Annotated in this window: 26 protein-coding genes; 4 read left to right on the forward strand and 22 right to left on the reverse strand. The window is 35.8% G+C overall.

Annotated features, from left to right (window positions below; all coding sequences use genetic code 11):
• Positions 1–12: 12 nt before the first annotated feature.
• The 5 genes from rbsD to EUC40_RS22640 form a co-directional block, all read right to left on the reverse strand.
• Positions 13–408, reverse strand: a complete 396-nt coding sequence (rbsD, locus tag EUC40_RS22620) for a D-ribose pyranase (RefSeq protein ID WP_000716160.1) — start codon at positions 406–408, stop codon at positions 13–15.
• Positions 405–1,301 carry a ribokinase gene (gene rbsK / locus EUC40_RS22625; RefSeq protein ID WP_071710250.1) on the reverse strand — a complete coding sequence of 299 codons (897 nt, stop codon included), beginning with the start codon at positions 1,299–1,301 and terminating at the stop codon, positions 405–407. Before rbsK ends, rbsD begins: the two co-directional genes overlap by 4 nt.
• Before the next feature lie 13 nt (positions 1,302–1,314).
• Positions 1,315–2,286, reverse strand: a complete 972-nt coding sequence (rbsR, locus tag EUC40_RS22630; RefSeq protein ID WP_071710248.1) for a ribose operon transcriptional repressor RbsR — start codon at positions 2,284–2,286, stop codon at positions 1,315–1,317.
• Between the two features lie 136 nt (positions 2,287–2,422).
• Positions 2,423–4,036, reverse strand: a complete 1,614-nt coding sequence (locus tag EUC40_RS22635; protein ID WP_071710246.1) for an MDR family MFS transporter — start codon at positions 4,034–4,036, stop codon at positions 2,423–2,425.
• Positions 4,037–4,055: 19 nt separating this feature from the next.
• Entirely contained in the window at positions 4,056–4,514 is a 459-nt protein-coding gene (locus EUC40_RS22640) for a MarR family winged helix-turn-helix transcriptional regulator (RefSeq protein WP_016089296.1), read from the reverse strand.
• 272 nt (positions 4,515–4,786) lie between these two features.
• On the opposite strand from EUC40_RS22640, the gene glpT reads away from it, so the two are divergent.
• Positions 4,787–6,136, forward strand: a complete 1,350-nt coding sequence (gene glpT, locus EUC40_RS22645) for a glycerol-3-phosphate transporter (protein WP_071710244.1) — start codon at positions 4,787–4,789, stop codon at positions 6,134–6,136.
• Positions 6,137–6,257: 121 nt separating this feature from the next.
• Here glpT and EUC40_RS22650 read toward each other — a convergent pair whose 3' ends face one another.
• From EUC40_RS22650 to EUC40_RS22665, 4 genes are all read right to left on the reverse strand, one after another.
• Complete coding sequence (locus tag EUC40_RS22650) at positions 6,258–6,374, reverse strand: DUF4027 family protein (RefSeq protein ID WP_000834734.1); 117 nt, start codon at positions 6,372–6,374, stop codon at positions 6,258–6,260.
• 219 nt (positions 6,375–6,593) lie between these two features.
• Positions 6,594–7,016, reverse strand: coding sequence for a universal stress protein (locus EUC40_RS22655; protein WP_000278005.1), 423 nt, complete (start codon positions 7,014–7,016; stop codon positions 6,594–6,596).
• Between the two features lie 113 nt (positions 7,017–7,129).
• Entirely contained in the window at positions 7,130–8,581 is a 1,452-nt protein-coding gene (locus EUC40_RS22660) for a SulP family inorganic anion transporter (protein WP_156576666.1), read from the reverse strand.
• 155 nt (positions 8,582–8,736) lie between these two features.
• The gene (locus tag EUC40_RS22665; protein WP_071710241.1) at positions 8,737–9,987 is read right to left on the reverse strand and encodes an ArsR family transcriptional regulator; all 1,251 of its coding nucleotides are present in this window, start codon (positions 9,985–9,987) and stop codon (positions 8,737–8,739) included.
• 174 nt (positions 9,988–10,161) lie between these two features.
• Here EUC40_RS22665 and EUC40_RS22670 point away from each other — a divergent pair, with 174 nt between their 5' ends.
• Positions 10,162–10,839 (forward strand): response regulator transcription factor, encoded by a 678-nt coding sequence (locus EUC40_RS22670; RefSeq protein ID WP_156576667.1) that lies wholly within the window; start codon positions 10,162–10,164, stop codon positions 10,837–10,839.
• An 11-nt stretch (positions 10,840–10,850) separates the two neighbouring features.
• On the forward strand, positions 10,851–12,242 hold the full coding sequence (locus EUC40_RS22675; RefSeq protein WP_071710237.1) for a sensor histidine kinase: 1,392 nt from the start codon (positions 10,851–10,853) through the stop codon (positions 12,240–12,242).
• A 13-nt stretch (positions 12,243–12,255) separates the two neighbouring features.
• On the opposite strand, the gene EUC40_RS22680 is transcribed toward EUC40_RS22675, so the two are convergent.
• Entirely contained in the window at positions 12,256–12,777 is a 522-nt protein-coding gene (locus EUC40_RS22680; protein ID WP_071710235.1) for a dihydrofolate reductase family protein, read from the reverse strand.
• Between the two features lie 105 nt (positions 12,778–12,882).
• Between EUC40_RS22680 and EUC40_RS22685 the strand changes: the two genes are divergently transcribed.
• Positions 12,883–13,836 (forward strand): helix-turn-helix transcriptional regulator, encoded by a 954-nt coding sequence (locus EUC40_RS22685; RefSeq protein WP_071710233.1) that lies wholly within the window; start codon positions 12,883–12,885, stop codon positions 13,834–13,836.
• 33 nt (positions 13,837–13,869) lie between these two features.
• On the opposite strand, the gene EUC40_RS22690 is transcribed toward EUC40_RS22685, so the two are convergent.
• From EUC40_RS22690 to EUC40_RS22745, 12 genes are all read right to left on the reverse strand, one after another.
• Positions 13,870–15,297 (reverse strand): DUF4367 domain-containing protein, encoded by a 1,428-nt coding sequence (locus EUC40_RS22690; RefSeq protein ID WP_156576668.1) that lies wholly within the window; start codon positions 15,295–15,297, stop codon positions 13,870–13,872.
• On the reverse strand, positions 15,263–15,820 hold the full coding sequence (locus EUC40_RS22695) for an RNA polymerase sigma factor (RefSeq protein WP_156576669.1): 558 nt from the start codon (positions 15,818–15,820) through the stop codon (positions 15,263–15,265). Before EUC40_RS22695 ends, EUC40_RS22690 begins: the two co-directional genes overlap by 35 nt.
• Before the next feature lie 179 nt (positions 15,821–15,999).
• Entirely contained in the window at positions 16,000–16,485 is a 486-nt protein-coding gene (locus tag EUC40_RS22700) for an HIT family protein (protein ID WP_156576670.1), read from the reverse strand.
• A gap of 11 nt (positions 16,486–16,496) precedes the next feature.
• Positions 16,497–16,874, reverse strand: coding sequence for an OsmC family protein (locus EUC40_RS22705; RefSeq protein ID WP_071710229.1), 378 nt, complete (start codon positions 16,872–16,874; stop codon positions 16,497–16,499).
• Positions 16,849–18,270: an amino acid permease gene (locus EUC40_RS22710; protein ID WP_071710228.1), complete on the reverse strand. Its 1,422-nt coding sequence runs from the start codon at positions 18,268–18,270 to the stop codon at positions 16,849–16,851. Before EUC40_RS22710 ends, EUC40_RS22705 begins: the two co-directional genes overlap by 26 nt.
• Before the next feature lie 205 nt (positions 18,271–18,475).
• On the reverse strand, positions 18,476–19,120 hold the full coding sequence (locus EUC40_RS22715; protein WP_071710227.1) for an amino acid ABC transporter permease: 645 nt from the start codon (positions 19,118–19,120) through the stop codon (positions 18,476–18,478).
• Complete coding sequence (locus tag EUC40_RS22720; protein WP_071710226.1) at positions 19,121–19,777, reverse strand: amino acid ABC transporter permease; 657 nt, start codon at positions 19,775–19,777, stop codon at positions 19,121–19,123. It abuts the gene before it with no gap.
• Positions 19,778–19,860: 83 nt separating this feature from the next.
• On the reverse strand, positions 19,861–20,691 hold the full coding sequence (gene glnH, locus EUC40_RS22725) for a glutamine ABC transporter substrate-binding protein GlnH (protein WP_156576671.1): 831 nt from the start codon (positions 20,689–20,691) through the stop codon (positions 19,861–19,863).
• Between the two features lie 12 nt (positions 20,692–20,703).
• On the reverse strand, positions 20,704–21,432 hold the full coding sequence (locus EUC40_RS22730) for an amino acid ABC transporter ATP-binding protein (protein ID WP_167520160.1): 729 nt from the start codon (positions 21,430–21,432) through the stop codon (positions 20,704–20,706).
• A gap of 136 nt (positions 21,433–21,568) precedes the next feature.
• Positions 21,569–23,029, reverse strand: coding sequence for an alanine/glycine:cation symporter family protein (locus EUC40_RS22735; protein WP_071710224.1), 1,461 nt, complete (start codon positions 23,027–23,029; stop codon positions 21,569–21,571).
• A 159-nt stretch (positions 23,030–23,188) separates the two neighbouring features.
• On the reverse strand, positions 23,189–24,160 hold the full coding sequence (locus EUC40_RS22740; RefSeq protein ID WP_156576673.1) for a phosphotransferase enzyme family protein: 972 nt from the start codon (positions 24,158–24,160) through the stop codon (positions 23,189–23,191).
• A gap of 23 nt (positions 24,161–24,183) precedes the next feature.
• Positions 24,184–24,870: a CPBP family intramembrane glutamic endopeptidase gene (locus tag EUC40_RS22745; protein ID WP_156576674.1), complete on the reverse strand. Its 687-nt coding sequence runs from the start codon at positions 24,868–24,870 to the stop codon at positions 24,184–24,186.
• Positions 24,871–24,879 lie beyond the last annotated feature (9 nt).

The following is a 24,879-nucleotide window of genomic DNA, read 5'->3' on the forward strand; positions in this document are numbered from 1 at the left end:
CACTTCCCTTTATTAAAAAATCACGCCTGCATGTAAAATTACATTGGCATAAGGCGTAGCCTCGCCTGTACGAATAATCGCCTTCGCTTTCTTTGTATGCTCTTTAAATTGTTCATGAGATACATATTCAAATGCTGGCTCTATTAATTTCAACTCGATTTCTTTATTTACTTCCGCATTATTGTTAATGACTTCTTCTGCTAACGTCACTTTTTCAATTGCCATATCATCAGCTACCACTTGCAATACATCTAAAAAACTTGGTTTTCCAATCTCAACGGCTAAATCAATTCGCTTTACTCCGTCAGGAATCGGTAACCCGCAGTCTGCGATCACAATTGTATCTGTATGCCCAAGTGAAGCAAGGACTGATGCAATCTCACTGTTTAATACACCGTGCTTTTTCATCCGACAATCACCTGTACTTCACGTACTTTATTTCTCGTTGGCATACCACCTTGCGCCCCAAGCTTCGTTACAGAAAGACCACCAGCAATATTTGCAAAACGAATTGCTTTTTGAAGTGTTTCTCCTTCAGAAAGCGCAACTGCTAGCGCACCATTAAATGTATCACCAGCTCCAGTCGTATCTACTACATCAACAGCAATGCTCGGAACATGTACAATCCCCGTACCATTATGGAAGCGTACACCGTTAGAACCTTCTGTCATCAATAGTTTATTTGGATATTTAGCTAATAAATCTTCAATTGGTGATGTGAAATCATCTAATACGATGCGGCACTCATGTTCATTTGGTGTAATATAAGTTGCCTTTTCTAAAATATCTTCTGATAATACTTGCGCTGGCGCTGGATTTAACATAACTGGAATATTATGCTCCTCACAAATAGCCAATACATATTTTACTGTTTCAAGTGGAATCTCTAGTTGAAGAACAACCATATCTGCTTTTATAAGAAGATCTTTAGAACGATCTACAACCGACTCATTTACAAGAGCATTCGCTCCTTGCACAACAACAATACTGTTATCCTCTTCTGCTAAAACGATATGAGCAATTCCTGTCGCCGTATCTGTAACCGGTACCACATAGTCGATAAAAACGCGTTCGTTCTCTAAATTTTTCCTAACGACAGTTCCATAATTATCGTTTCCTACCGCGCCAACCATCGCTACATTTGCGCCTAATCTTGCTGCCGCAACTGCTTGGTTCGCCCCTTTTCCTCCTGGGATTGTATGAAATGCTTCACCAATTACTGTTTCTCCTGCTTTTGGTCTTTTTTTTGAAACAGCCACTAAGTCCATTGAAATGCTACCTACTACTGCAATATTCGGCATCTGTTCCATCTCCTTACTTCGTTGTATTTCTCTCTATAATTTCAATCGGTAAACGATAGTGTTTCTCTTCTAACGGACTACCTTCCATCTGCTTTAACAGTAATTCTGTCGCAATTTTCCCCATTTCATAAATGGGTTGTGCAACCGTTGTAATAGACGGATACATCATTTCAGTTAAAGAAATTCCATCAAATCCGATAATTTGCAAATCATCTGGGATAGCAATGCCCTTTTGCATTGCTGCTTTTACGATACCAATTGCAATTAAATCGTTCCCTGCAACAATACCATCAATATGCGGGTATTCTTCTAATAATTCCATCGCTACCCGTTCACTATTAACTGGATCAAATGTACTCTCTGCAATCATATATGAAAGATTATTTTGCGTAATAACATCTATAAAACCTTCAAAACGTTCATTCGCTGTACTCACATCACGAGGTCCACGAATATGTGCAATATGTTTGCACCCTTTATCTAACAATAACTTTGTAGCAGCCTGACTCCCCGCATAGTTATCTGCATACACAGTAGGTATACGTTCATTAAACATACGGTCAATCGCAACGACTGGAACTGATAAATTCATGTAATTAACACTATTTTGTGGATTTGTTGCTACAATAAATCCATCCACATTATTTTGCCTAAGTACATCAATATATTGCTTTTCTTTCTCTAAACTCTCATCAGAATTACAAAGTACAACTGTGTACCCTTGCTTATGCGCTACATCTTCTACGGCACGTGCAACTTCTGGAAAGAATGGATTCACGATATTTGGAACAACTAAGCCAATTAAACGAGATTTTTTATTATACAGTGAACGCGCTACCGTACTAGGCTTATAATCTAACATCTCAATTGCACGCTCTACCTTTTTTAACGTATCCTCGTGAACATATCCATTTTTATTTAACACTCTGGAAACGGTCGCAACAGATACTCCCGCTAATTTTGCAACGTCTTTAATCGTACTCATGCTCTTTCCTCTCCATTTCATGTAACCGTTTACAGAAAATAATATAACGCATTTCGAAAAATACGTCAATCATTTCTCATTAAAAAGCTTTTAAGGTTATACTCAAAAAGCATCGCCCTAAGGCGATGCTTTTTCATTACGAATATGATACAGTTTGTTCTTTTTCTTCTACAGCAGGCTCTTCAGCACCTTTTTTACGATCAGACAGTTTAATTTTCTGTAAGAAAATCGTAAAGATAGCACCTACTACGATGAATACTAATCCTGTTAAAAATACAGTATGCAGCGAGTCTACTAACGAACTTTTCAAGATTGGTACAATGCTATTAGAGAATGCTTCTGGCATTTGTTTTAATGCCTCAGGACTAAATAACATTGAATATAAACCTTGTGGGTCTGTATGAATCATATCTTTAAATTTTGTTACCATTTCTCCCGCTTCTTTCGGGAATGTATCTAATACAGGTACTAATTTATTTGTTAATGTTGTACCTGAAGTGTTATTCATAATTGATCCTAAAATTGTAATACCAAATGTTCCCCCAATTTGACGGAAGAACTGACTTGATGATGTTACGACACCAAGATCTTTTTTCGGGAAGCTTTCTTGTAACGCCAATGTTAATGTTGGCATAACAAGACCCATTCCTAAACCGATAATCATCATATAAGAAGTTGCAGTAAGCTTCGTTGTGTGCATATCCATCGTTGTTAATAACCAGAATCCACCGGCCATAATAAGCATCCCTGTAATAATTTGTGGTTTTACCCCAACCTTTAATACAAGTTGCCCACCGATAATACTCATCACAATCATTGTAATCATCATTGGCGTCATAATCGTTCCTGATTCAGCTGCACTTACTCCTACGATACCTTGCATAAAGAATGGTACGAACATAATAGCACCGAACATTCCGATACTCATAAAGAATCCAATCGCATTCAGTATTGTAAATGTGCGATTTTTAAAGAAATGCATCGGTAAAATTGGTTCTTCTGCTTTCGTTTCAACAATAACAAAGCTAACAATACCAATTAGAGCTAATGCAAACAACCCGATAATTTGCCAAGAATCCCACGCGTAATCTTTTCCACCAAACGTTAACGCAAGTAATAAGCTTACAACACCGAGAATCATCGTAAAGATTCCAGCGATATCAATTTTAATTGGTCCCGTTTGTTTATGTGATTTTAATCCCATTGCAATAAAGATTGTCGCTAAAATACCAACTGGTAAGTTAATGTAGAATACCCATCTCCAGTTCACCGCATCTACAATCCAACCACCAACTTGTGGTCCAATTACAGAAGCAAGACCGTATAATGCCCCAAAAATCCCTTGCCATTTCGCACGTTCTTTTCCTGAGAACATATCACCGATAATAATCATTGCCATTGGCATCATAATACCGCCACCAAGACCTTGAATACCACGGAAAATAATTAATTCTGTCATACCATTTGCCATACCACATAACGCCGAACCAATCATGAAAATAACTAGTCCTGTTATATATACGTTACGACGACCAAGTAAATCCGCTAATTTACCTGCAATTGGTACAACTGTCGTTGATGTTAACATATATGCAGTTGTTAACCATGTCATTAAGCTTAATCCGCCTAGATCACCGACGATACGCGGCATTGCTGTACCTACGATTGTTCCATCTAACGCAGCAAATAGCATCGCGATTACTAAACCGATTAACAGCAACTTTCTATTTATATTGTCTTGTTGCTCCATGTAATCTCCTCAATTCCTCTTAGTTATTCTCTTTTTTCTCTTGTGTCCCGCAAATAATTGTTTCTAACTTCTCAAAGAGACGTAACAAATCTTCTCTTTCTTGTAATTCTAAGTGTGAGAAATATTTTGCAATATGCTCATTGCGAGCTGTCATTGCCTCTTCCACCCTAGCTTTCCCCTTTTTTGTTAACTCAATGACGACAACACGACGGTCATCTTTGTCGTGATAGCGCTCTACAAGCTCTTGGTCAATTAAGCGATCAATCATCACTGTAATTGCACTAGGCTTTACATACATCTTTTTTGCTAATTTTGTCGCCCTTGAAGCTCCATAATGATCTAAAATCTTTAAAATATAAAACTGCGGTGGTGTAAGTCCTGTTGCTTGCATTTGTTCTAATAACTCCGTCTGCATTTTCTTTCCAATCGAAAACGCAAGAGCTTGAATTTTATCGATATGCGTCATATCATTTGGCATGTTATCCACCTCTTATTTAAACAATAAAATATTTAACGTATTTAAATATTAATACTACGAACAAAATCCGTCAACACTTTTTATTCATAAAAACGTTTACATTTCTGTCACAAAGTTGTATAATTTTCGACGAAGTTAATATTGACAGTCACGGAGAATCGGAGTATACGGCTATGAATCATAAAAAAGGAAACTTTTTTATATTTCATGGCCTTTTTGCATTCTTCCTGTCTTAAAACGCTTTTAATTTATTAGGGGAGGATTTTCATTTTATGTTTTTCACACAATTATTTAAACCTGCGCCCCACGCGGAACGCTTACCAGCTGATCGTGTTGATAGCGAATACCGTAAATTACGTTTACAAGTATTCTTAGGTATCTTCATCGGTTATGCAGGTTACTACTTTGTTCGAAAAAACTTTTCACTAGCAATGCCATATTTAATCGAACAAGGATTTAGTAAAGCGGAACTTGGGGTTATCCTTTCAGCAGTATCAATTGCTTACGGATTAAGTAAATTTCTTATGGGTATCGTATCCGATCGTTGTAATCCTCGCTACTTTTTAGCGGCTGGGCTATTTTTATCAGGTATCATTAATATTATTTTCGGCTCATTTTCTTTCATTACAACAAGCATCATACTCATGTTTGTACTTCAATTTTTAAATGGATGGGTACAAGGTATGGGCTGGCCACCTTGTGGTCGTACAATGGTTCACTGGTTCTCTGTAAGTGAACGTGGTACAAAAATGTCTATTTGGAACGTCGCTCATAACGTCGGCGGCGCACTTATGCCTTCCCTCGTTACATTAGGCTTATATTTCTTTGCAAATGACTGGAAGAGTATATTTTACTTCCCAGGTATTCTTTCAATTTTAGTTGGGATTTATGTATTAATTACGATGCGTGATACGCCTCAATCTTGCGGATTACCTTCTATTGAGGAACATACTGGTGAATACCCATCAGATGAAAAAGTGAAAGATCGTGAACGTGAACTTTCAGTAAAAGAAATTTTATTTAAATACGTGTTAAACAATAAGTTTTTATGGTATATCGCTATCGCTAACGTATTTGTTTATTTCGTTCGTTACGGAGTTGTAGACTGGGCTCCTACTTATTTAGTAGAAGAAAAAAGCTTTACTCATAGTAGCTCACGTACCGCTTATGCGCTATATGAATGGGCTGGTATTCCTGGTACGCTTCTTTGCGGATGGATGAGCGATAAACTATTTAAAGGACGCCGTGCACCTGCTGGTATTTTATTTATGGTCGGTGTATTCATTGCCGTTCTCGTTTACTGGCTAAATCCTGCTGGTAATCCAATGGTTGATAGTATCGCACTGGTTTCAATTGGATTCTTAATTTACGGACCTGTTATGCTAATTGGTCTTCATGCGCTTGACTTAGCACCAAAGAAAGCTGCTGGAACTGCAGCAGGCTTAACTGGATTCTTTGGTTACCTAGGTGGTGCTACTTTTGCTAGCGCAGCTATGGGCTTTATTGTAGATGCATTTGGATGGGACGGCGGGTTCATTTTATTACTTGCTTCTTGTGTACTTGCAATGTTCTTCCTTGCTCTTACTTTAAACACAGGATCGACAAAAACAAAACAAGCTTAAACAAAATATAATATATAAATAAAGAATAGCTCTTAGCGTTTATATACATGCTAAGAGCTATTCTTTATTTACAGCACTTTTCTTACTATTTATAACAACCAATTCCTTCCCTACTATAAAATTAGAAAATTTGATGAAACACCTTTATTAATACAGCTAACGTAACAGATGTAGCAAATCCCCCTAAGCAAATTAAGCTTACCCCTTGACTATATGATAAATTTTGAAATGATTTCATTACTTCCATCCTCCCTATCTCCCCTTTGATACTTTTATTTTACCAATGGGAAAAATTTCATAACATCGATTTTTCTGACACCTAACTTACAAATTTGTAAGTTAGCAATTTTTTTTAAACTTATATATTTAGTATGTCCATACACTCTCCCTTTATACGTCAAAAAAGACCTCGAATTATATCCAGGTCTTGCTTTCGCTACTACATATTTCACTCAATTTATTTTACAATCATCACCGGGCATTTCACACGCTTTGCTATTTTATGACTTACGCTACCAAGTACCATTTCTTGCAATGTATTTAACCCTCTACTCCCAGCAACAACAAGATCTATATCCCCTGTATTTACATACTGAACGATTGTATCTCCAGGATCACCGTGTAGAATTGTAATTTTGTAGGAAATGTTCTCTTTCTTTAATAAACCCTCAATCTCTTTTAATTTATCTTTTCGACTAGCGGATATTGTTTCTAAATCCGTTTGTCCTTGTATAATATCCGACTTTGCCGTTCTATTATCTACTACGTACACAACTTCAACATTTGTTTCTTCGTTAAATTTCGCAATATATGTTGCGTGCTCTGCTGCTCGAAGTGCATGTTCAGAACCATCACATGCTAATATAATTTGTTTATACATATGCTGAATCCCCTTTTCGTTATCCTACTCGTATTATAATACAAAAGCCCCCTTTTTTGTCTTTCAAAAAAGAGGGCTTACACATGAATATAAAATTAAAAAATTGTAGTTCTTTAACCAGCAATTCTTTTATTATAAATAGCTAAATTTGTAACAAGTTTTGCGCTACGTTCATTTAATCCAGTTATACTTACTTTCACACCGCTTTGCTCATACTTCATGATAACTTTATCAATTGATGCCACTGCTGAATCATCCCATACGTGTGCATGAGTAAAGTTCATTTCAATTTCTTTTACATCTTCATTAAATGAAAAATTATTTATAAAGTCTGCTGTAGATACAAAGAAAAGTTGACCATGAATTTCGTATATTTTCTTATTTTCAATATATAAATGTTTCACGTGAATCTTTGCCATATTGAATGCAAATAAAACTGCACTAATTACTGTTCCGATAATTACACCTAATGCTAAATTATGTGTAATTAAGACAATCACAACTGTTACGATCATAACAAATGCGTTTCCTTTTGGTACTTTATGAATCGTTGTTACAGAGTTCCAATCAAACGTTCCGATTGAAACCATAATCATAACCGCAACTAAAGCTGCCATTGGAATATGAACGACATAGTCACCTAAAACGAATAGTAATACGATTAAAAATCCGCCCGCTACAAATGTTGATAAACGACCTCGTCCACCTGATTTAATATTAATAACAGATTGTCCAATCATTGCACATCCTGCCATTCCTCCAAAGAAACCCGCCACGACGTTCGCAATACCTTGCCCACGTGCTTCCTTATGTTTATTACTTTCCGTATGCGTCATATCATCTAAAACTGAAGCTGTTAATAATGACTCTAGTAAACCGATAATTGCAAGCATAACTGCGTACGGTAAAATAATCCCTAATGTCTCTAATGTAAATGGCACATCAGGAATACTAAAAAACGGTAACTCTTTCGGTAAGCTTCCCATATCCCCTACTGTTTTCAACTGTAATCCGCTCATAAGTGCAATACTCGTCACAATGATAATTGAAATAAGTGTAGACGGAACAGCCGTCGTAATACGTGGAAATACATATATAATTGCAAGTCCTAATGCGACAAGTGCATACATTTGCCAAGTTGCATTTTTAAAATGCGGCAATTGCGCTGTAAAAACTAAAATTCCAAGTGAATTTAAAAAACCACTCATAACTGATTTAGGAATAAACTTCATAAATGAGCTCAGTTTGAACACACCAAAAATAATTTGGACAATACCGGTTAATATTGTCGCGGCAAATAAATATTGCAAACCATGATCTTTAACGAGCGTTACCATTAATAATGCCATTGCACCTGTGGCAGCTGAAATCATCCCTGTTCTTCCGCCAACAAATGAAATAGTAACTGCAATACAGAAGGCTGCGTATAATCCAACGGTCGGATCCACGCCTGCAATAACGGAGAACGCGATGGCTTCAGGAATTAAGGCTAAAGCAACAACGATCCCTGATAGTACGTCCCCTTTCACGTTGGAAAACCAATCATTTTTTATCGTTTGAAACAAAATACCACTCCTCTACTCTTTTATCATTTGATTTTCTCCATAAAAAAATCTAGCCGACTGCACGAAGGCTATTATATAACGAGGAGAGATATTTTTGCTATGTAAAAGTTTCCTAAAGAAAAAACGCTACCTTAGCAGCGTCTTCTCTCATTCCATTAATGTCCACCATGTCCTTGACCACTTTCTTGTACAATCTCTAATCTCTCATCTAGTATACCTTGTGTTTCAAATGAAATATCACCCGTACTTCCTAATAAGAAGCCGTGATTATACGGTCCAAGTGTTGGATCATCTTTAAACTTCGGTTGAATACTAGCGAGGAAGTCATACACTGGTTGTGAAGCTTTTCCTTCTTCTAACAATACAACAGGCGCGTGTTTACCCATATGTGAAAAGGGTGCTCCAGCAATTGCTAAGTCTGGCGTTTTGTTTGAAACAAATGACACACCATGACCGGGCTTTTTAAACCCCCACCCAAATTTCGTCTTTTCATCTTTAAATTTCGCAAATGCAATAGAATTTTCTGTTGGAGTCTCTCCACTAATACGCGTTACTTTTCCGTATTTACTTAACTCTTTTTCCACTTCTTTTGAAATGATTTTTTCTGGTCCTAATACATATATATTTGCTTTATCTTTTCTCATCTTTAATGCCTCTATCGTAGACTCTGGTACTTTATTTTTCTCTACATATAAAAGTGGCTCTGGCATATGAGAGATCCAGTTTGCAGCCGGTGTTGTGTATAAACGACCTTCCTCTTCGGACGAGCCGATAATGATGCTATTTGGATAACTTCCTGTTATATCGGCGTATTCTTTATCAACCTCTTTTGCAAATATAGATGCATCTGTTTCTTTTATTTGTTTTATTTTATATTCTTTTAATTGTTCAAGAGCAGCTGTCCCTACATCCCCCATAACCATAATTTGTGTTCCATCTTTCGTTCCGAGCGGATTTAGTCGTTTTATTTCTTTTAACGTCATTTCAGGTACCCGTTCTTTTTCTATAAATAAAATCGGTCCGTTATTCGGATGGTGAATAAGATCCGCACTCGCAATCCCTAATTGCCACTCGCTTACTGGCACTAAAATAACTGCGCCTGGCTGATTCTCCTTATGAGTTGCTGGCCATATCGTTTGCGAAGTTAATACTGCCATTTGCAGAGGGTCGTTTGTATTTAATCTCGTTACATTTTTTAAACTTGTCGTTAATACATCATTCGATGCACCTTCGTTTATTTCTTTCGGCGCAGTTACCTCCTGATTCATTTTCATTTCCTTTTTCTCTGTTTCCTTCTCTTTTGTAGATTCATGCTTTGTATGATCCATATTATTCGTTTGTCCACAGGCTGCAAGACCAACTGCTGTAATTATCGTTACGCCCAAAATGCGGGTTGTTTTTTTCATTATATCGCCTCCGTATTCGTCGTTATTGAGCCAATATCCTTACCTAAAGTAGAAGTTCAACTAAACAATAACAAGCAATTCTGAAGAAATTATGCAGATGCATTATAATCTGCACCATTTCTTCATGATTTTGACTTACAATTTAAATAATGACTACAAAGGCGGAGGTACTCTATGATCGATATACTACTCGTAGACGATGAACCGAGAATGCTTGAATTATTAACGCTTTATCTCACTCCAATTGGATATAACTGCGTATGTGCAGTATCTGGAGAAGAAGCTATTTCATATATAGAGAATCGAAACTTTAAGTTTGTTTTACTCGATATTATGATGCCAAAGATGGACGGATGGGAAACATGTAAAAGAATTCGATCATTTAGTAACGTTCCTATCATTATGGTAACTGCTCGTGATCAAACGTTAGATGTCGTCCAAGGGTTAAAACTCGGAGCGGATGATTACGTAACGAAACCTTTCCATGAAGAGGAGCTTTTCGCAAGAATTGAAGCTATTTTACGGCGTACGAATCAACATGCGCAAATCGAATATCACGGCATTTTATGGGATGAGGCAAAACATTTTGTGTCTGTCCATGATGAAGAACTTCTTCTCACTCCAATCGAATTCTCTTTGCTCGGATTATTTTTACGCCATGTGAACTACGTATTAAGCCGTGATCAGCTCATTGAACGAGTTTGGGGATTCAATACAAATACAGAAGATAGAACTGTCGATTCACATATTCGTAATTTGCGTGATAAATTACGGAAAGGAAATTTCCCTATTGATCATCATTTAAAGACTGTATACGGAGTTGGGTATCGGTGGATTGATATGGAAGAGTAAGGAGCAAAGTGATGAAACGAATCTCTATTCAATTCGGATTTTATTTCTTAATTGTTACACTTTTAATCGAAAGTGTTCTATTTGTCTTGCTTTATTATAGCCTTGTCAACAATAGAGTAAATGAAGAAATGACAGCTTTATTAAAGCGCGGCAATAGTCACCGAGATGTCCTTGAAAAATATTTTGATAAGCAAACAATCTCCCATGTTGCACTAATGGAATCCGAAGCCGAAACCACGGTTGTTATTACAAATGCAAATAAGGATGTACTAGCTAAATCGAATGAAATAAATACTACTATAAAAAAGCATATTGAGAAGATGCAAACACGGACAGATCATGGCGGAGCAATTATAGAAAATCATTGGAAAACATCTAATTATATATGTACAGTTAGCCCCATTATAGTGGCAGAAAAAACGGAAGGCTATGTATATATGTTTCTCGGAACGGAATCAATCGAGGAAATGGTTAACGGGCTAACAAGACAATTCATTATTGCTGGAATCATTACTTTTCTATTAACAGCCATCACCATCTTTCTATTATCACGGTCATTAACAAAACCATTGTTACACATGAAACATGCTACTGAAAAAATGAGTAAAGGCGATTTATCTGTTTCATTAACAACTAGTCGAAATGACGAAATTGGTGAACTTGCATCATCTATTCAAACGCTTGCTAATGATTTACATTATATGAAAACAGAAAGAAGTGAATTTCTAGCAAGTGTTGCTCATGAATTACGAACACCGTTAACATATGTAAGAGGTTATGCGGACATTGCTTTAAAAGAAAGCACATCTCCTGAGCAACGTTTACGATATTTATCTATTATAAAAGATGAGTCTGATTATATTACAAATTTAGTTCAAGATTTATTTTTACTTGCACAGATGGAAAAGCATAACTTTTCTATTGTAGTAACAGAAGTTCAGTTACACCCTTTTCTTACTCGTATAACTGAAAAAGTAAACGCCATGTATAAGGAAAGACACGTTAAAGTTTCTCTCTCTTGTCCTTCTTCCCTGCTAATAAACTTAGATGAACAGCGATTCGAACAAGTTATAATGAACATTTTAAGTAACGCTTATAGACATTCAAAAGAACATTCTCATATCAACATTTCTGTTACAGAAGAAACTAAACGTATTTCCATTACAATTGAAGATGAAGGCGAAGGTATTCCACCTGAAGACCTCCCTCACATTTTCGATCGCTTTTATCGTGTTGATAAAGCAAGAACACGTGCTACAGGCGGAACTGGTTTAGGGCTATCTATCGTGAAAGAAATTGTAGAACTACACAGCGGGAATATTATCGTAACGAGTAAAGTCGATCACGGGTCTTGCTTTATAATTTCATTACCATCTATAAAGAAACACGACTATCATCAGTAGTCGTGTTTCTTTATCATTTTACTTTATAGTATAAATTTACAAATTGCCCAAAACGTTTCGTATCCGTTAAAGTTAAATGAATTTCTGGATTCTTTTCTTTAAATAATGGAACGCCCGAGCCTAATATATGGGGTGTAATCGTAACAACATATTCATCAATTAGATTATTCTTAAAGAATTCTCTCAGTAGCTCGCCTCCACCAACCATCCATATTTTAGATCCTTCCTGTGCTTTTATCCTTTTCGTAAACTCTACTACATCTTCATTTACAAACTCCACGTTTCCATCTGAACCTTTTTCTGAACGAGAAAAAACATAACATTTTTTATCTAGGTACGGGAATGTTTCCGTATGCTCTACTACATAATCGTACGTTTTCTTTCCCATAATTATTGTATCAATCGTTTCATACATTTCTGTATAACCGTTATCTCCCTCTCCTTCTGTTTCCATTAACCACTGTAAATCATCATTTTCTTTCGCAATATATCCATCTAAGCTCGCTGCAATAAATAAAACTATTTCACGTGACATATCTTTTCCTCCTTGCATCTCATCTTGATAACATATGATGTAAACAATATACTAACAATAAAACATGACACTTTATGTCATGTTAAAAAGAAAAAGGTGATACATTTGTCAAAAGCTAAACGCTTATTAGATATTCTTATATTTGCTTCTGCAAAAAAAACATTTACAGCTCAAGAAATAGCTGATGAATTTAATATTTCCGTTCGTACGGTTCATAGATACATTTTAGATTTAAGTGATATGGGGTTACCTATTTATGCGGAACAAGGTCGCAACGGCGGCTATAAAGTATTAACGAATAAAGTAATTCCCCCTATTTTATTTACGGAAGAAGAAGCTGTCTCCATCTTTTTTGCCTTTCAATCTTTAAACTACTACCGAGACCTACCTTTTAATACAGAGATCAATTCTGTTACGCATAAACTATATAGCTCTCTACAACATGATGCGAAAGCAAAAGTTGATAAAATACATTCTTATATCGCCTTTTGGAATCCGAAGAGAACAATTGATACACCTCTATTAAACGAAGTGTTAACCGCGGCTATTGAAAATAAAAATTTACACTTTCAATACGAATCTAAATCGGGGATAAAAACAAAACATGTTCATCCTATCGGTGTATATGCTCATGACGGGCTATGGTACTTACCATCCTACGACTTTAGTAGAAAAAAAATATTACTGTATCGCGTCGATCGTATTCTCTCTATATTATCCACAGAAGAAAATGAAGATACATTCATAAATTTAGAAGCGTGGTTTGCCTCTAACTCTAACGTAGTACACAGTCCTACTCAGTTACATGTTTTACTGACGACAGAAGGTGTACGCCAATGTAAAAGCGTGCCTTACCTTGAAGAATTCGTTGTAGCAAACGAAGACGGGACAGGATATATACATTCAACAATTGATAAAGGTGAAGTCAATTTTATTACGCCTTTATTTTATAGGCTTGGAAAAGATGCACGGGTTTTAGAACCAAAAGAACTAATAGATGGTTTACGTCTACGTGCGAAAGAAATTTTACATATGTATGAAGACGAAAAAAGCTGCTAAATATAAGCAGCTTTTTTCGTCGATTTATTTCTATTATTTTGACTGTTGACGAATATCGAACCACCAACGATTTTTCTCATTCATATTTTCAGTGCCACTAGACCCACTGTAACGGAAAGTATCAAGGAAGATTGAATCTAACTTATCCTCATCTACAAAATAACCTAGGTTAACCTTTACCGTTTGTCCTGGTGTGATACTACCAATATTGTAAAAGCTTTTCCCGTCTCCGTGAGGTTCTAAATAATCAACTTCGCCCGTCATAATATTTTTTTCCGTAATTCCAGCTCTTTCAGCGTAATTCCATACATTCCCCTTACTTTTAAGCACTTGTATGGATGGATGCATATAGATTTCTTTTGTTTCCTGTTTACCTATATTTTTCACTGTTGTTGTCAAGTAGACAAATTTAGGCTGAATTAATCTTGACTCTATTAATTGATCAATTGAATCTTTACCATTTCCAAATTTATATTCATCCCGTCTATATGGTATCAATTGTCCAGCTTGATCCAAAGCCTGATTCTCGCTTAGTCTCCCTAATCCCGTTTCATTAAAGTTTTCATGCTTAAAATCTTTAATGGAATCAAAAACTTCAACTTTTTCTATCACATATTCAATTTTACTGTTATCCATGATAATCGTTACTGGAACCTTTTGCCCTATATGAAATAGTCGTTTACTATCTTTTTTCAAAGGAATCACCTTAGTTGTTTTACCTTCTTGGCTAAAATACTTTTTATCATAATCGCTTATATATGATGACTTTTCTTTTGACGTGGGCTCAAGTGAAATGCTCCCTAGCACATCCACCATTTGTTCTTCGTTTATATCGTTTCCAATATAACTTTGTAACATGATCCCCTCTTTCTCAAAAAAGAGAAAGACCTCTCTGTTAAACGCTAAATTGTTGTTTCCATTTTCTTTATTAACAATCACTGCTTTCTTGCCATTTATCTCTTTCTCTTCGTAACTTTTTGAGTACAGTGTTTTAAAATTCGAATCTTTTCCTACTCTCCAAAGAATGAATGAAAATCCACCCTTTGCGTAGTTATCTTTAAATGAATATTTCATAGCAGAGTCATCAATTGCTTCCATATTTTCTGGCAATTTACCAACCTTCAACTTATACCACTGATCACTCTTTTTCGAATCCTTATTTGTTAAGAAAACATTTACTTCGTAATTTTGTTTTTGAACAATCATATTATAGACTTTCACTGCACCAAAAACAGTTGTCGGCATACCAATTAATAAACAGGCAGCAGCGATTAACATACGATGTCTTTTATGCTTTTTCTGTGGTCGCTCGCCCTTCAACTTCATTTCTTCCATAAACAATTTCTTTTTGCGCGTATATGTATGTGAAAATTCATGTTGTTCTTCGAGTTTATCAAAATCATCTAAAGCAATTTTTTCAGCAAGGTCATACATTTCTTTGGAGTTCTTTGAATTCGTCATGTTGTATACCTCCTATCATATTTTGAACTCGTTTTCGAGCACGCTCAAACTGCTTACGGACATTAGCCTCCGTTATCCCCATGACACTTGAAATTTCTTGATACGTTAAGTTATAGAAGACTTTGTACTTAAATACCTGTCTATTAGATTCATTTAACTCTTTTAGCAATGTATCAATTTGAACCTCAGACATTGTACGTTTTTCCCACTCTTCAATATTTTCATCTACTGCTTCTGTTGATTCTCTTTCATATTCTTCTAAAAATGTTTCATGTCGTTTATTTTTCCGGTAACTATCAATCGCCTTGTTTTTCGCGACCCTCAAAATGTAGCGTTTAAGCTCTTGAGTAGCCAAGCTATGGAGCTTTTCCAAGTTCTTATAAAGAGTAATAAACGTCTCTTGAACCGCATCTTCAGCCTGTTGAATATTATTTAAAATAGAATACGCTACATAATAAATCTTTTGTTCATACAACTCATATAGCTCTTCCATCTTTTCATAATCGTTGTTTGTAACTTTCATATAATTCCTCCTCTCACTCTATATAACGAATGAGCACCATACTTTGTGACACTGCGAAATCTTTTTATAGATAAAATTTAATAATAGAATAAACAAAAGCCCAATTTCTCTATTTTAACTGAGAAATTGGGCTTTTGTTTATTAGAATTTTCCTGACTGTATCTCTAAGAAAAATTCTTTTACACCTTTTCAATATGCAGTATTTGCTCTATCGCTTCTTTTAACAAATACTTTGTCTCTTCCAAGTTATGATTCTGCTTTTCTCCCGGTTGTACCGTATAAAACTCAGCAAACGAGCGCTCTTTATATCTCGGTACGACATGCATATGATAATGTGTTAACTCGTTAAAGATTCCACCATTTTGACAAATTGTAATTCCATCTGGTTTATATAATGCCTTAATGGCTTTTGCAATAATCTTAGACGCATCCATAATCGATTTTGCTACAACATCATCTAATTCATCTAACTCTAACACATGTTGCTTTGGCACAATTAAAGTATGTCCTGGATAGAAAGGTTCATGATCTAAAAAACAAGTTACATAGTCATCTTCATATACTTTATATATCATTTCTTCTTCGTTTGCTAATTGACAACCTAAACATTTCATAATACTTCCTCCTCTGTTAAAAACATAAAAACGTGAGAGCCGTATTCTCACGTTTTTATGTTTCACTTTATCAATTCAATTGTTTCCGTAATTTTTATACTATCTTTTACAGATTGAACAATCGTGCAATTCTTCACTGCAAGCTGCAACGCCTTGTCCAACTGCTCTTCTGTAATGTTTTCCGCTTTAATTTTATAGTGCAAATGAATACTTTCAACTGGTTTCGATAAAGCTTCACTTCTCCCAATTTCAGTTTCAATTGTAAACGTATCGTATGTAATGCGTTTCTTTTCTAAAATTGTGCGAAAGACAATTGCACTGCATCCCGCGATAGAAGAAACGAGTAATTGTAACGGTGAATACCCGTTTTCTTTTCCAATCGCTAATGGACCATACGATAAATCTGCCTCAATATCATCGTGTTTGATTGTTAGTTTCATTTGTTGTCTCCACTTTCATCGGTTTCTTCCGTTTCTTACTCATATAATAATATATATAGCAGAAAATGATAAATGGAATACCACAATATAACGCCATTCGTTGTTCAGGAATAAACGCTAAACTAATAACAACGATACTATTTGTAATTAAAGCTAAAATAGGAACAATCGGATATAACGGTGTTCTATACTTTAAGTCCTCTAACTTTCCTCCGCCTTTTATATACTGACTTCTAAAGCGCAGTTGCGATAGAGCAATAATAATCCAACTTGATACAGCCGATAAACCAGCTATAGATAATAAGTACATGTATACTGTATCTTCTGCAAGGAAACCTGTGAATAAAGAAAGACCAGCTACCGCAATCGTTACGACTAGCGCTGTAATTGGAATACCTCGCTTATTTACTTTCTTGAAGGAAGTTGGTGCCATTCCTTCATTTGCAAGTGACCATAATATACGAGTTGCTGCATATAACCCTGAGTTCGCTACAGATAATAAAGCAGTAATAATAACGAAGTTCATAATATCAGCTGCGTATGGAATACCGATTTTATCAAATACAACTACGAATGGGCTTTCAATTACGCCTGCTTCTTTCCAAGAAATTAATCCTACTAAAATTGTCATTGTTAAAATGAAGAATAACATAATACGCCATACTGTATTACGAATCGCGCGTGGAATTGTTTTTTCAGGATCTTTACTTTCTCCTGCTGCAATCCCGATTAACTCTGTTCCTTGGAACGAGAAGTTAACTGTAATCATCGTAAGTAATACCGCTGCTAGTCCATTCGGGAATAACCCACCATCACTTACAAAGTTAGAGAAAAGAGGTGCTGCTTCTTTTCCATCGTATGGTAAAAACCCTAGTAATGCACTACCACCAAGAACAACAAACGCAAGAATTGTAACTACTTTAATACTAGAGAACCAAAACTCTAATTCAGCATAACTTTTCGCTGAGATAGCATTTGAAGCATATAAAATAACGCCGAATACAAGGCACCATACCCAAACATCAACATTCGGAAACCATCTTTTCATCATTAAACCGATTGACGTTAATTCTAGTCCTACTGTTACTGCCCAGCCAAGCCAGTATAACCAGCCAATCATAAAGCCCGTTCCTGGTCCGATAAACTTCGTCGCATACTTTTGGAAAGACCCTGAAACTGGCATTGCTACCGTTAGCTCTCCAAGACAAAGCATTGTTAAATACATAATAAATCCGCCCACTAAATATGAAAGGATGGCCCCCCCTGGTCCAGCCTGATTAATAGTGTAACCTGAACCTAAGAAAAAACCAGTTCCGATTACACCACCAAGTGCGATCATAAATAAATGTCTACTCTTCATCGTACGATGTAATTGCTCATTCGTTGGTTGCTGCATCTAAATCCTCCCCCTACAAATATACCCCTATATCTTGTTAAAATTTTCTGATAATAAAAATATACACGAAAGCGGTTACAATTTCTATATAAAATTAAAACTTTTCTGATAAAACAATATAAAAATCGAATTATCGTAAGGTTTAGATTCTATTTAGAGGAAAATAAGGATAAACAAGGAAAAACCCTTACATATTTTGTAAGGGTTAGCGCAGTTCTAATCTTCTCGATAAAATTGATAAACTATAATTTATGATAAAGTACATACAAGCTACTACTATAAAAGTCGGAATCATATAATTTACATTCTGTCCGCTAATAATTTGAGCGTTATGCATAAGTTCTGGCAATGATATAGCAACTGCGAGCGACGTATCTTTCAGTAATGAAATAAACTGACTAACAAGCGGCGGGACCATTCTTCTTAATGCTTGTGGCAAAATAATATGCCACAGCGCTTGAACATACGTTAATCCGGAAGACCTCGCTGCTTCGATTTGCCCTTTTTCGATAGATAATAGACCACTTCGAACAATTTCAGATATCATTGCAGCTTCAAATATTGTTAAAGCGACAATTACGGCTGTTATAATTTCTAATTTCAAGCCCGCTTCAGGCAGTGCAAAATACGTAAAAAATATAATTAAAAGTAACGGTAAATTCCGAATTACTTCAACGATAAAACCTAGTATTTGTGAGACGACGGGTATTTTTGTGTACCGCACAATCCCTATTACACTACCAATAATAAAGCTAAGTACAATTGCTACGAGCGCTACCTCTAATGTGATGAGCAATCCTTTTAATAAAAATAGAATATGATCACCTGTTATTGCTCCCTTAAAATCCATTTACACCGCCTCCTTTGCCAAGCGTTTTTCTAAATAACGCACTAGCATACTGAGCGGAATTGTTAATATTAAATAAAACATCCCAACAAATATATATACATCAAACGTAACAAACGTCTTCGTTGAAATTAAGTCTCCTTGATACATTAAATCTGTCCCAGCAATAATTCCGAGTATAGAAGAATTTTTAACTAAATTGAGAAATTGATTTCCTAGAGGAGGAATTACGATTTTCATCGCTTGAGGTAAAATAATGTAGTACATCGCTTGCACATATGTTAGCCCTGAAGAGCGCGCCGCTTCCATTTGTCCTTTTGCGACTGATAAAATACCAGCACGAATTACTTCCGCAATAAAGGCCGCAGTGTACACAGTAAGCGTAACTGTCCCTGCTACAAAGCCATTCAAAGTGATTCCTATTACAGGTAGAGCAAAATAAAATATAAATGCAATTAATACGAGTGGAATATTTCTTACAAATTCCACAAAAGCAGATCCGATCCAATTTAAAACGCGAATAGGCGCTATACGCATTACCGCCAAAATGACTCCTAAAATAAAACTTCCTATTAATGCAAGTACACTAGACATCACTGTATATTTAAATCCTTCTAAATACATATCAATGTTATTCGTTAATATAGAAAAATCAGGCACATATTCTCCCCTCTTTCTTTACAAGAAGAGGATGAGCATCCCTCATCCTCTCATTCTTATTATTTATTCCAATTAGTGTCACTTTATTTTTCTTGTTTTTGACCGATCCATTTTTCATATAATTTATCGTATTCTCCATTAGCTTTCATATCTTTTAATAAACTATTAATCTCTTTTGTTAAATCCTCTGCACCCTTTTGCACTGCAATTCCATACGGTTCATCCGTAAAAATTTTCCCTACAACTTCATAATTAGAATCTTGTTTTGCCATTCCGTAAAGAATTGCATTATCTGTCGTTAAAACATCACCTTTACCCGCTTTTAACGCTGTAAATGCCTCACTATAATTTTCAAATTCTAATACAGTCGCTTCTGGTGACTTTTGACGAATGTTATTTGTAGATGTTGAGCCTTTTACAGCTAATACTTTCACACCTTGTTTTATATCATCAATACTCTTAATATTGCTTCCTTTTTTCACAAGTAACGATTGCCCTGCTTTAAAATATACATCTGAAAAATCAACTTCTTTTTTACGTTCTTCCGTAATTGTCATTGTTGCGATAATTGCATCAATATCACCATTTTTCAGTAGTGGAATACGTGTTTTAGATGTTACTTCCTTCAGCTCTAGTTTCTTTTCGTCCCCAAGAATTTTTTTCGCAAGTGCCTTCGCGATATCAACATCGAATCCTTCTACCTGCCCTGTTGAAGGATTTTTCAACCCGAATAAATTCGTATCATTCTTCACCCCAACTACTAATTTCCCGCGCTTCTTAATTTGCTCTATGGTCCCGCCTTGCTTCGTACTCGTTTCTTTCGCCTCATCTTTTTTACTTCCGCACCCAGCAACAACAAGTACGAATAAACATGAGAATACGATTAAGGTAAACAACTTTTTCATTTTAAGCATGAAATTCCTCCTTTAATGATTTAACACTCGACTTAAAAATAAACGTGCTCTTTCTTGTTCTGGGTTTGCGAAAAATGATGCTGGTGTTGTATCCTCAATAATTTGGCCCTCATCCATAAATAAAATCCTATCTGCTACTTCTCGCGCAAATCCCATCTCATGTGTGACGACAACCATCGTCATCCCTTCTTTAGCTAACGTTTTCATAACATCCAGTACTTCTCCAATCATCTCTGGATCAAGAGCAGACGTAGGCTCATCAAATAGCATAATTTCCGGCTGCATTGCGAGCCCCCTAGCAATCGCTACCCTTTGCTGTTGTCCACCAGATAATTGATGCGGGAAGACACCAGCCTTCTCCGGGATTCCTACTTTCTCTAAATAAAACATCGCTGTTTCCTCTGCTTCTTCTTTTGAAACTTTATTTACTTTAATAGGTGCTAATGTAATATTTTGAAGAACCGTTTTATGCGGGTATAAATAAAAATGCTGAAAAACCATCCCGATATTTCGGCGTAATTCATTCATATCTGTTTTTGCATTGTGTACCTCCGTATTTTGTACCATTAACTCTCCGTCTGTAATTGTCTCTAGCTGATTTATACACCGAAGCAACGTGCTTTTTCCTGATCCTGAAGGACCAACTACTACTACCACTTCACCCTTTTTCACTTGCACATTAATATTTTTCAAAACTTGAAAGTTGCCGTAATATTTATTTACGCTACGAAACTCTATCAACATACTCCCCCCTTCCACTAACAAAGCATGTACATTCTTTTTATATTCAAAAACAGTCCCAAAAATAACTTCTCTCTTCATTTTTGCCCATAAAAAAAGCAAAGGGATTTCCCTTTGCTTTTTCATTTCTATTTTATTAAGATACTTCTTCTTTCTTATCTTTTCCGTATTCATGCTCCCAGAAATCAGCATTTTTAATTCCTAATGGCCCTGGATCAAATACTGGATCCTTTCCTTCTTTTTTCTGTTTTTCATAATCCTTTAATGCAACTAATGCTGGCTTTTGTAATAATAAAATCGCGATAATATTAACCCAAGCCATAATACCTACACCGATATCGCCTAAAGCCCAAGCCGTTGCTGCTGTTTTGATACAGCCGTAGAATACAGCTCCTAAAAATACAAACTTTAGTACCATAGACAGCCAAGGGCGGTCTTTATCGCGATTTAAGTACGCGATATTCGTTTCTGCAATGTAGTAATACGCCATAATTGTTGTAAATGCAAAGAATAGTAACGAGATTGCAACGAAACCGTTTCCAAATCCAGGGAAAACAGATTCTACTGCTGCCTGTGTATATCCCGGTCCTGGCTGCGCACCGTTTAGTTTATTAACGATAAAGTTTTTTCCGCTTGCATCAAATACGTTATACATGCCTGTAATAATCATCATAAATGCTGTTGCTGAACAAACAAATAATGTATCAATGTAAACGGAAAATGCTTGTACTAAGCCTTGTTTAGCTGGATGCGATACTTCAGCAGCTGCTGCTGCGTGCGGTCCAGTTCCTTGCCCTGCTTCATTAGAATAAATACCACGCTTTACTCCCCAAGAAATTGCTAAACCGATAATACCACCAAAAGCTGCTTCTAATGCAAAAGCACTTCTTATAATTAACATAAATGCTTCTGGCAATTTTTCAATATTCATAGCAACAATGACGCAAGCTACTAAAATATAACCTATTGCCATAAACGGTACGACAACTTGCGCTACGTTAACAATTCGCTTTACTCCACCGAAAATGATAAGAGCTAATACAACTACTAATAACGCTCCTGATACTGTAGTGTTAATTCCAAAAGCTGTTTCTAAACTTACAGCAATACTATTTGCTTGCACACCTGGTAATAAAAGTCCTGTTGCAAGAATTGTTGCTGCAACGAATACTAAAGCATACCATTTAACCCCTAAACCTTTTTCAATGTAATAAGCCGGACCACCTCGGAACTGCCCTTGATGTTTCGTCTTATATATTTGTGCTAGTGTCGATTCTACATAAGCAGAACCTGCTCCTAAAAAGGCTACTGCCCACATCCAAAATACAGCTCCTGGCCCACCGAATGCAACCGCTGTTGCTACCCCGGCTATATTCCCTGTCCCAACGCGTCCTGATAAAGAAAGTGCTAACGCTTGGAAGGAGGAAACACCAGCCTCTGATTTTTCTCCTTGAAATGTCAGCTTCACCATTTCTCCTACGTGTCTTACTTGTAAAAACCTCGTTCGAATGGAAAAATATAAACCTACTCCTAAACATAAATAAACAAGTGCGGGACTCCAAACAATATTATTTAACCAATTTACGAAAGCTTCCACCATTCCCCCTCCTTCTTTATAAAGAATATTCAGAATATATATAAAATTATAAGTGCATACCGAATCTATAACAATATTATTTTAATAAAACAAACATATTTTTGTATAAAAAAACAAAGTATATATTTATTTTACATACTTTGTTTTAAGGAAAATGTATTATATATTCACAATTGCTTCTTTGCTTATAATTCTTTCATATAATTCTTCTGATAATTTCCGGAAGTTATCTGGCATATCTTTCCCTTTAAATTTCTTTTGGAGCGTGCCGTATAGACCTATGTCACGCAAACGTAAAAATAGTGGTAATGATTCATACCAACTATCCTCCAGTCTGTGCTCATACTCATAGCCTTTCCGTAACACTTGTAGCTGTTTACGAGCAAAGTCTGTCTTCTCCTCCGCTGTCCACGGTGTAAATAAAACCGAGTAATAAAGAACCATTGCCAGATCATGAATGAAGTAATTATAAGCCGCATCATCAAAATCAAAGATTGTTAGCTCTTTTCCATCATAATGAAAATTACCTGGATGAATATCACCGTGCATAAGACCGAATGTCTCTCTTTCAATCGGAAGGACCTTTATTTCATCCATTAATATCGTAGCGATCTCTTTTACTTTCTCATCTTCTAATTCTTGAACAATGCTACTTTCGTCCTCTTCCCACGTATCACGATAATCCGTTTTAGGATACTTCATTGTAAGGCGATGCAGTTGGCCAATCGCTTTTCCCCACGCTTCAAAGTAAATCTCTCCCCAATAAGGCGATTCTTCTCCTTTTACTTGCTCACCTTTTGCATACGTAAATAAGGAAGCGAAAAAGAACGTGCCATCTTCCGCTCCAATTTCTTCTATAAGATTTTGAGACGTTGAATAAAGAGGGCCTGCTACCTTTGCCCCATTCTCAGCAACATACCGTAAAAAATCTAGTTCGGCCTCTACTTCTTTTTTAGAGCGATGAGAAGAATGCGTTAAACGTAATACATACTCTTCACTACCATCACCCTTCGCCTTAAAAATATAATTTTCAAAATCTCCAAGTGGCTTTTCTTCCACTATCACCTGAAACAAACTTGCAGCTTTTTTTAAAATCTCTTTCGTAAAAACTCGTTCTACAGCTATTTCCATATGTATCCCTCCTATATATCTTCTTAATTCGACACAAATGTGAGAAGTACTGCTATGAAATTGAATAGTGCGTGGGCAATCATAGCTGATAAAATAGAATTTGTTTTCTCATATAACCACGCAAATACTACTCCACTTAAAAAATTCACTGGTAATGTGTTATATGTTGGAATATGAACAACAGTAAATATTATAGAACTTATAAGCACTCCACCCCATATACCATATTTATCACGATAAAATGTATAAAAAACACCTCGATATAAAATTTCTTCATAAATTGGTGATATAACTGCTGCTCCAATTACCGCAATACAGAACGAATATATTGATTTATCATTTTGGACCGTCTCCGTTTTACTATTTTCAAAAGAAATACCCATTTTCTCCATTATCATCAATACAGCAATACTAACTACAATTAAGGTAATAAATGCTATAACTGTCCATAAAAAATCTTTCCATGAAAGTTTTCGAATTCCAATATCTTTCCAAGACAGTTGATATCTTTTTATACAAAAAAGATAAACTACAGTAGTAAATATCACCGACATTATAAATCCCATTAATACTCCAGCATATAATGAGTTACCTATTATTTTTAAAGCATGGTCATAAAAAAGAGATTCAACAGTTACTGGAACAATAATAAATACAAACATAAATAAATATAAAACTTCTTTCCATCCCCACATACGTTTCAAAATCATATACACCAT

It is taken from the genome of Bacillus luti (genome assembly GCF_009739945.1).
Classification (GTDB): domain Bacteria; phylum Bacillota; class Bacilli; order Bacillales; family Bacillaceae_G; genus Bacillus_A; species Bacillus_A luti.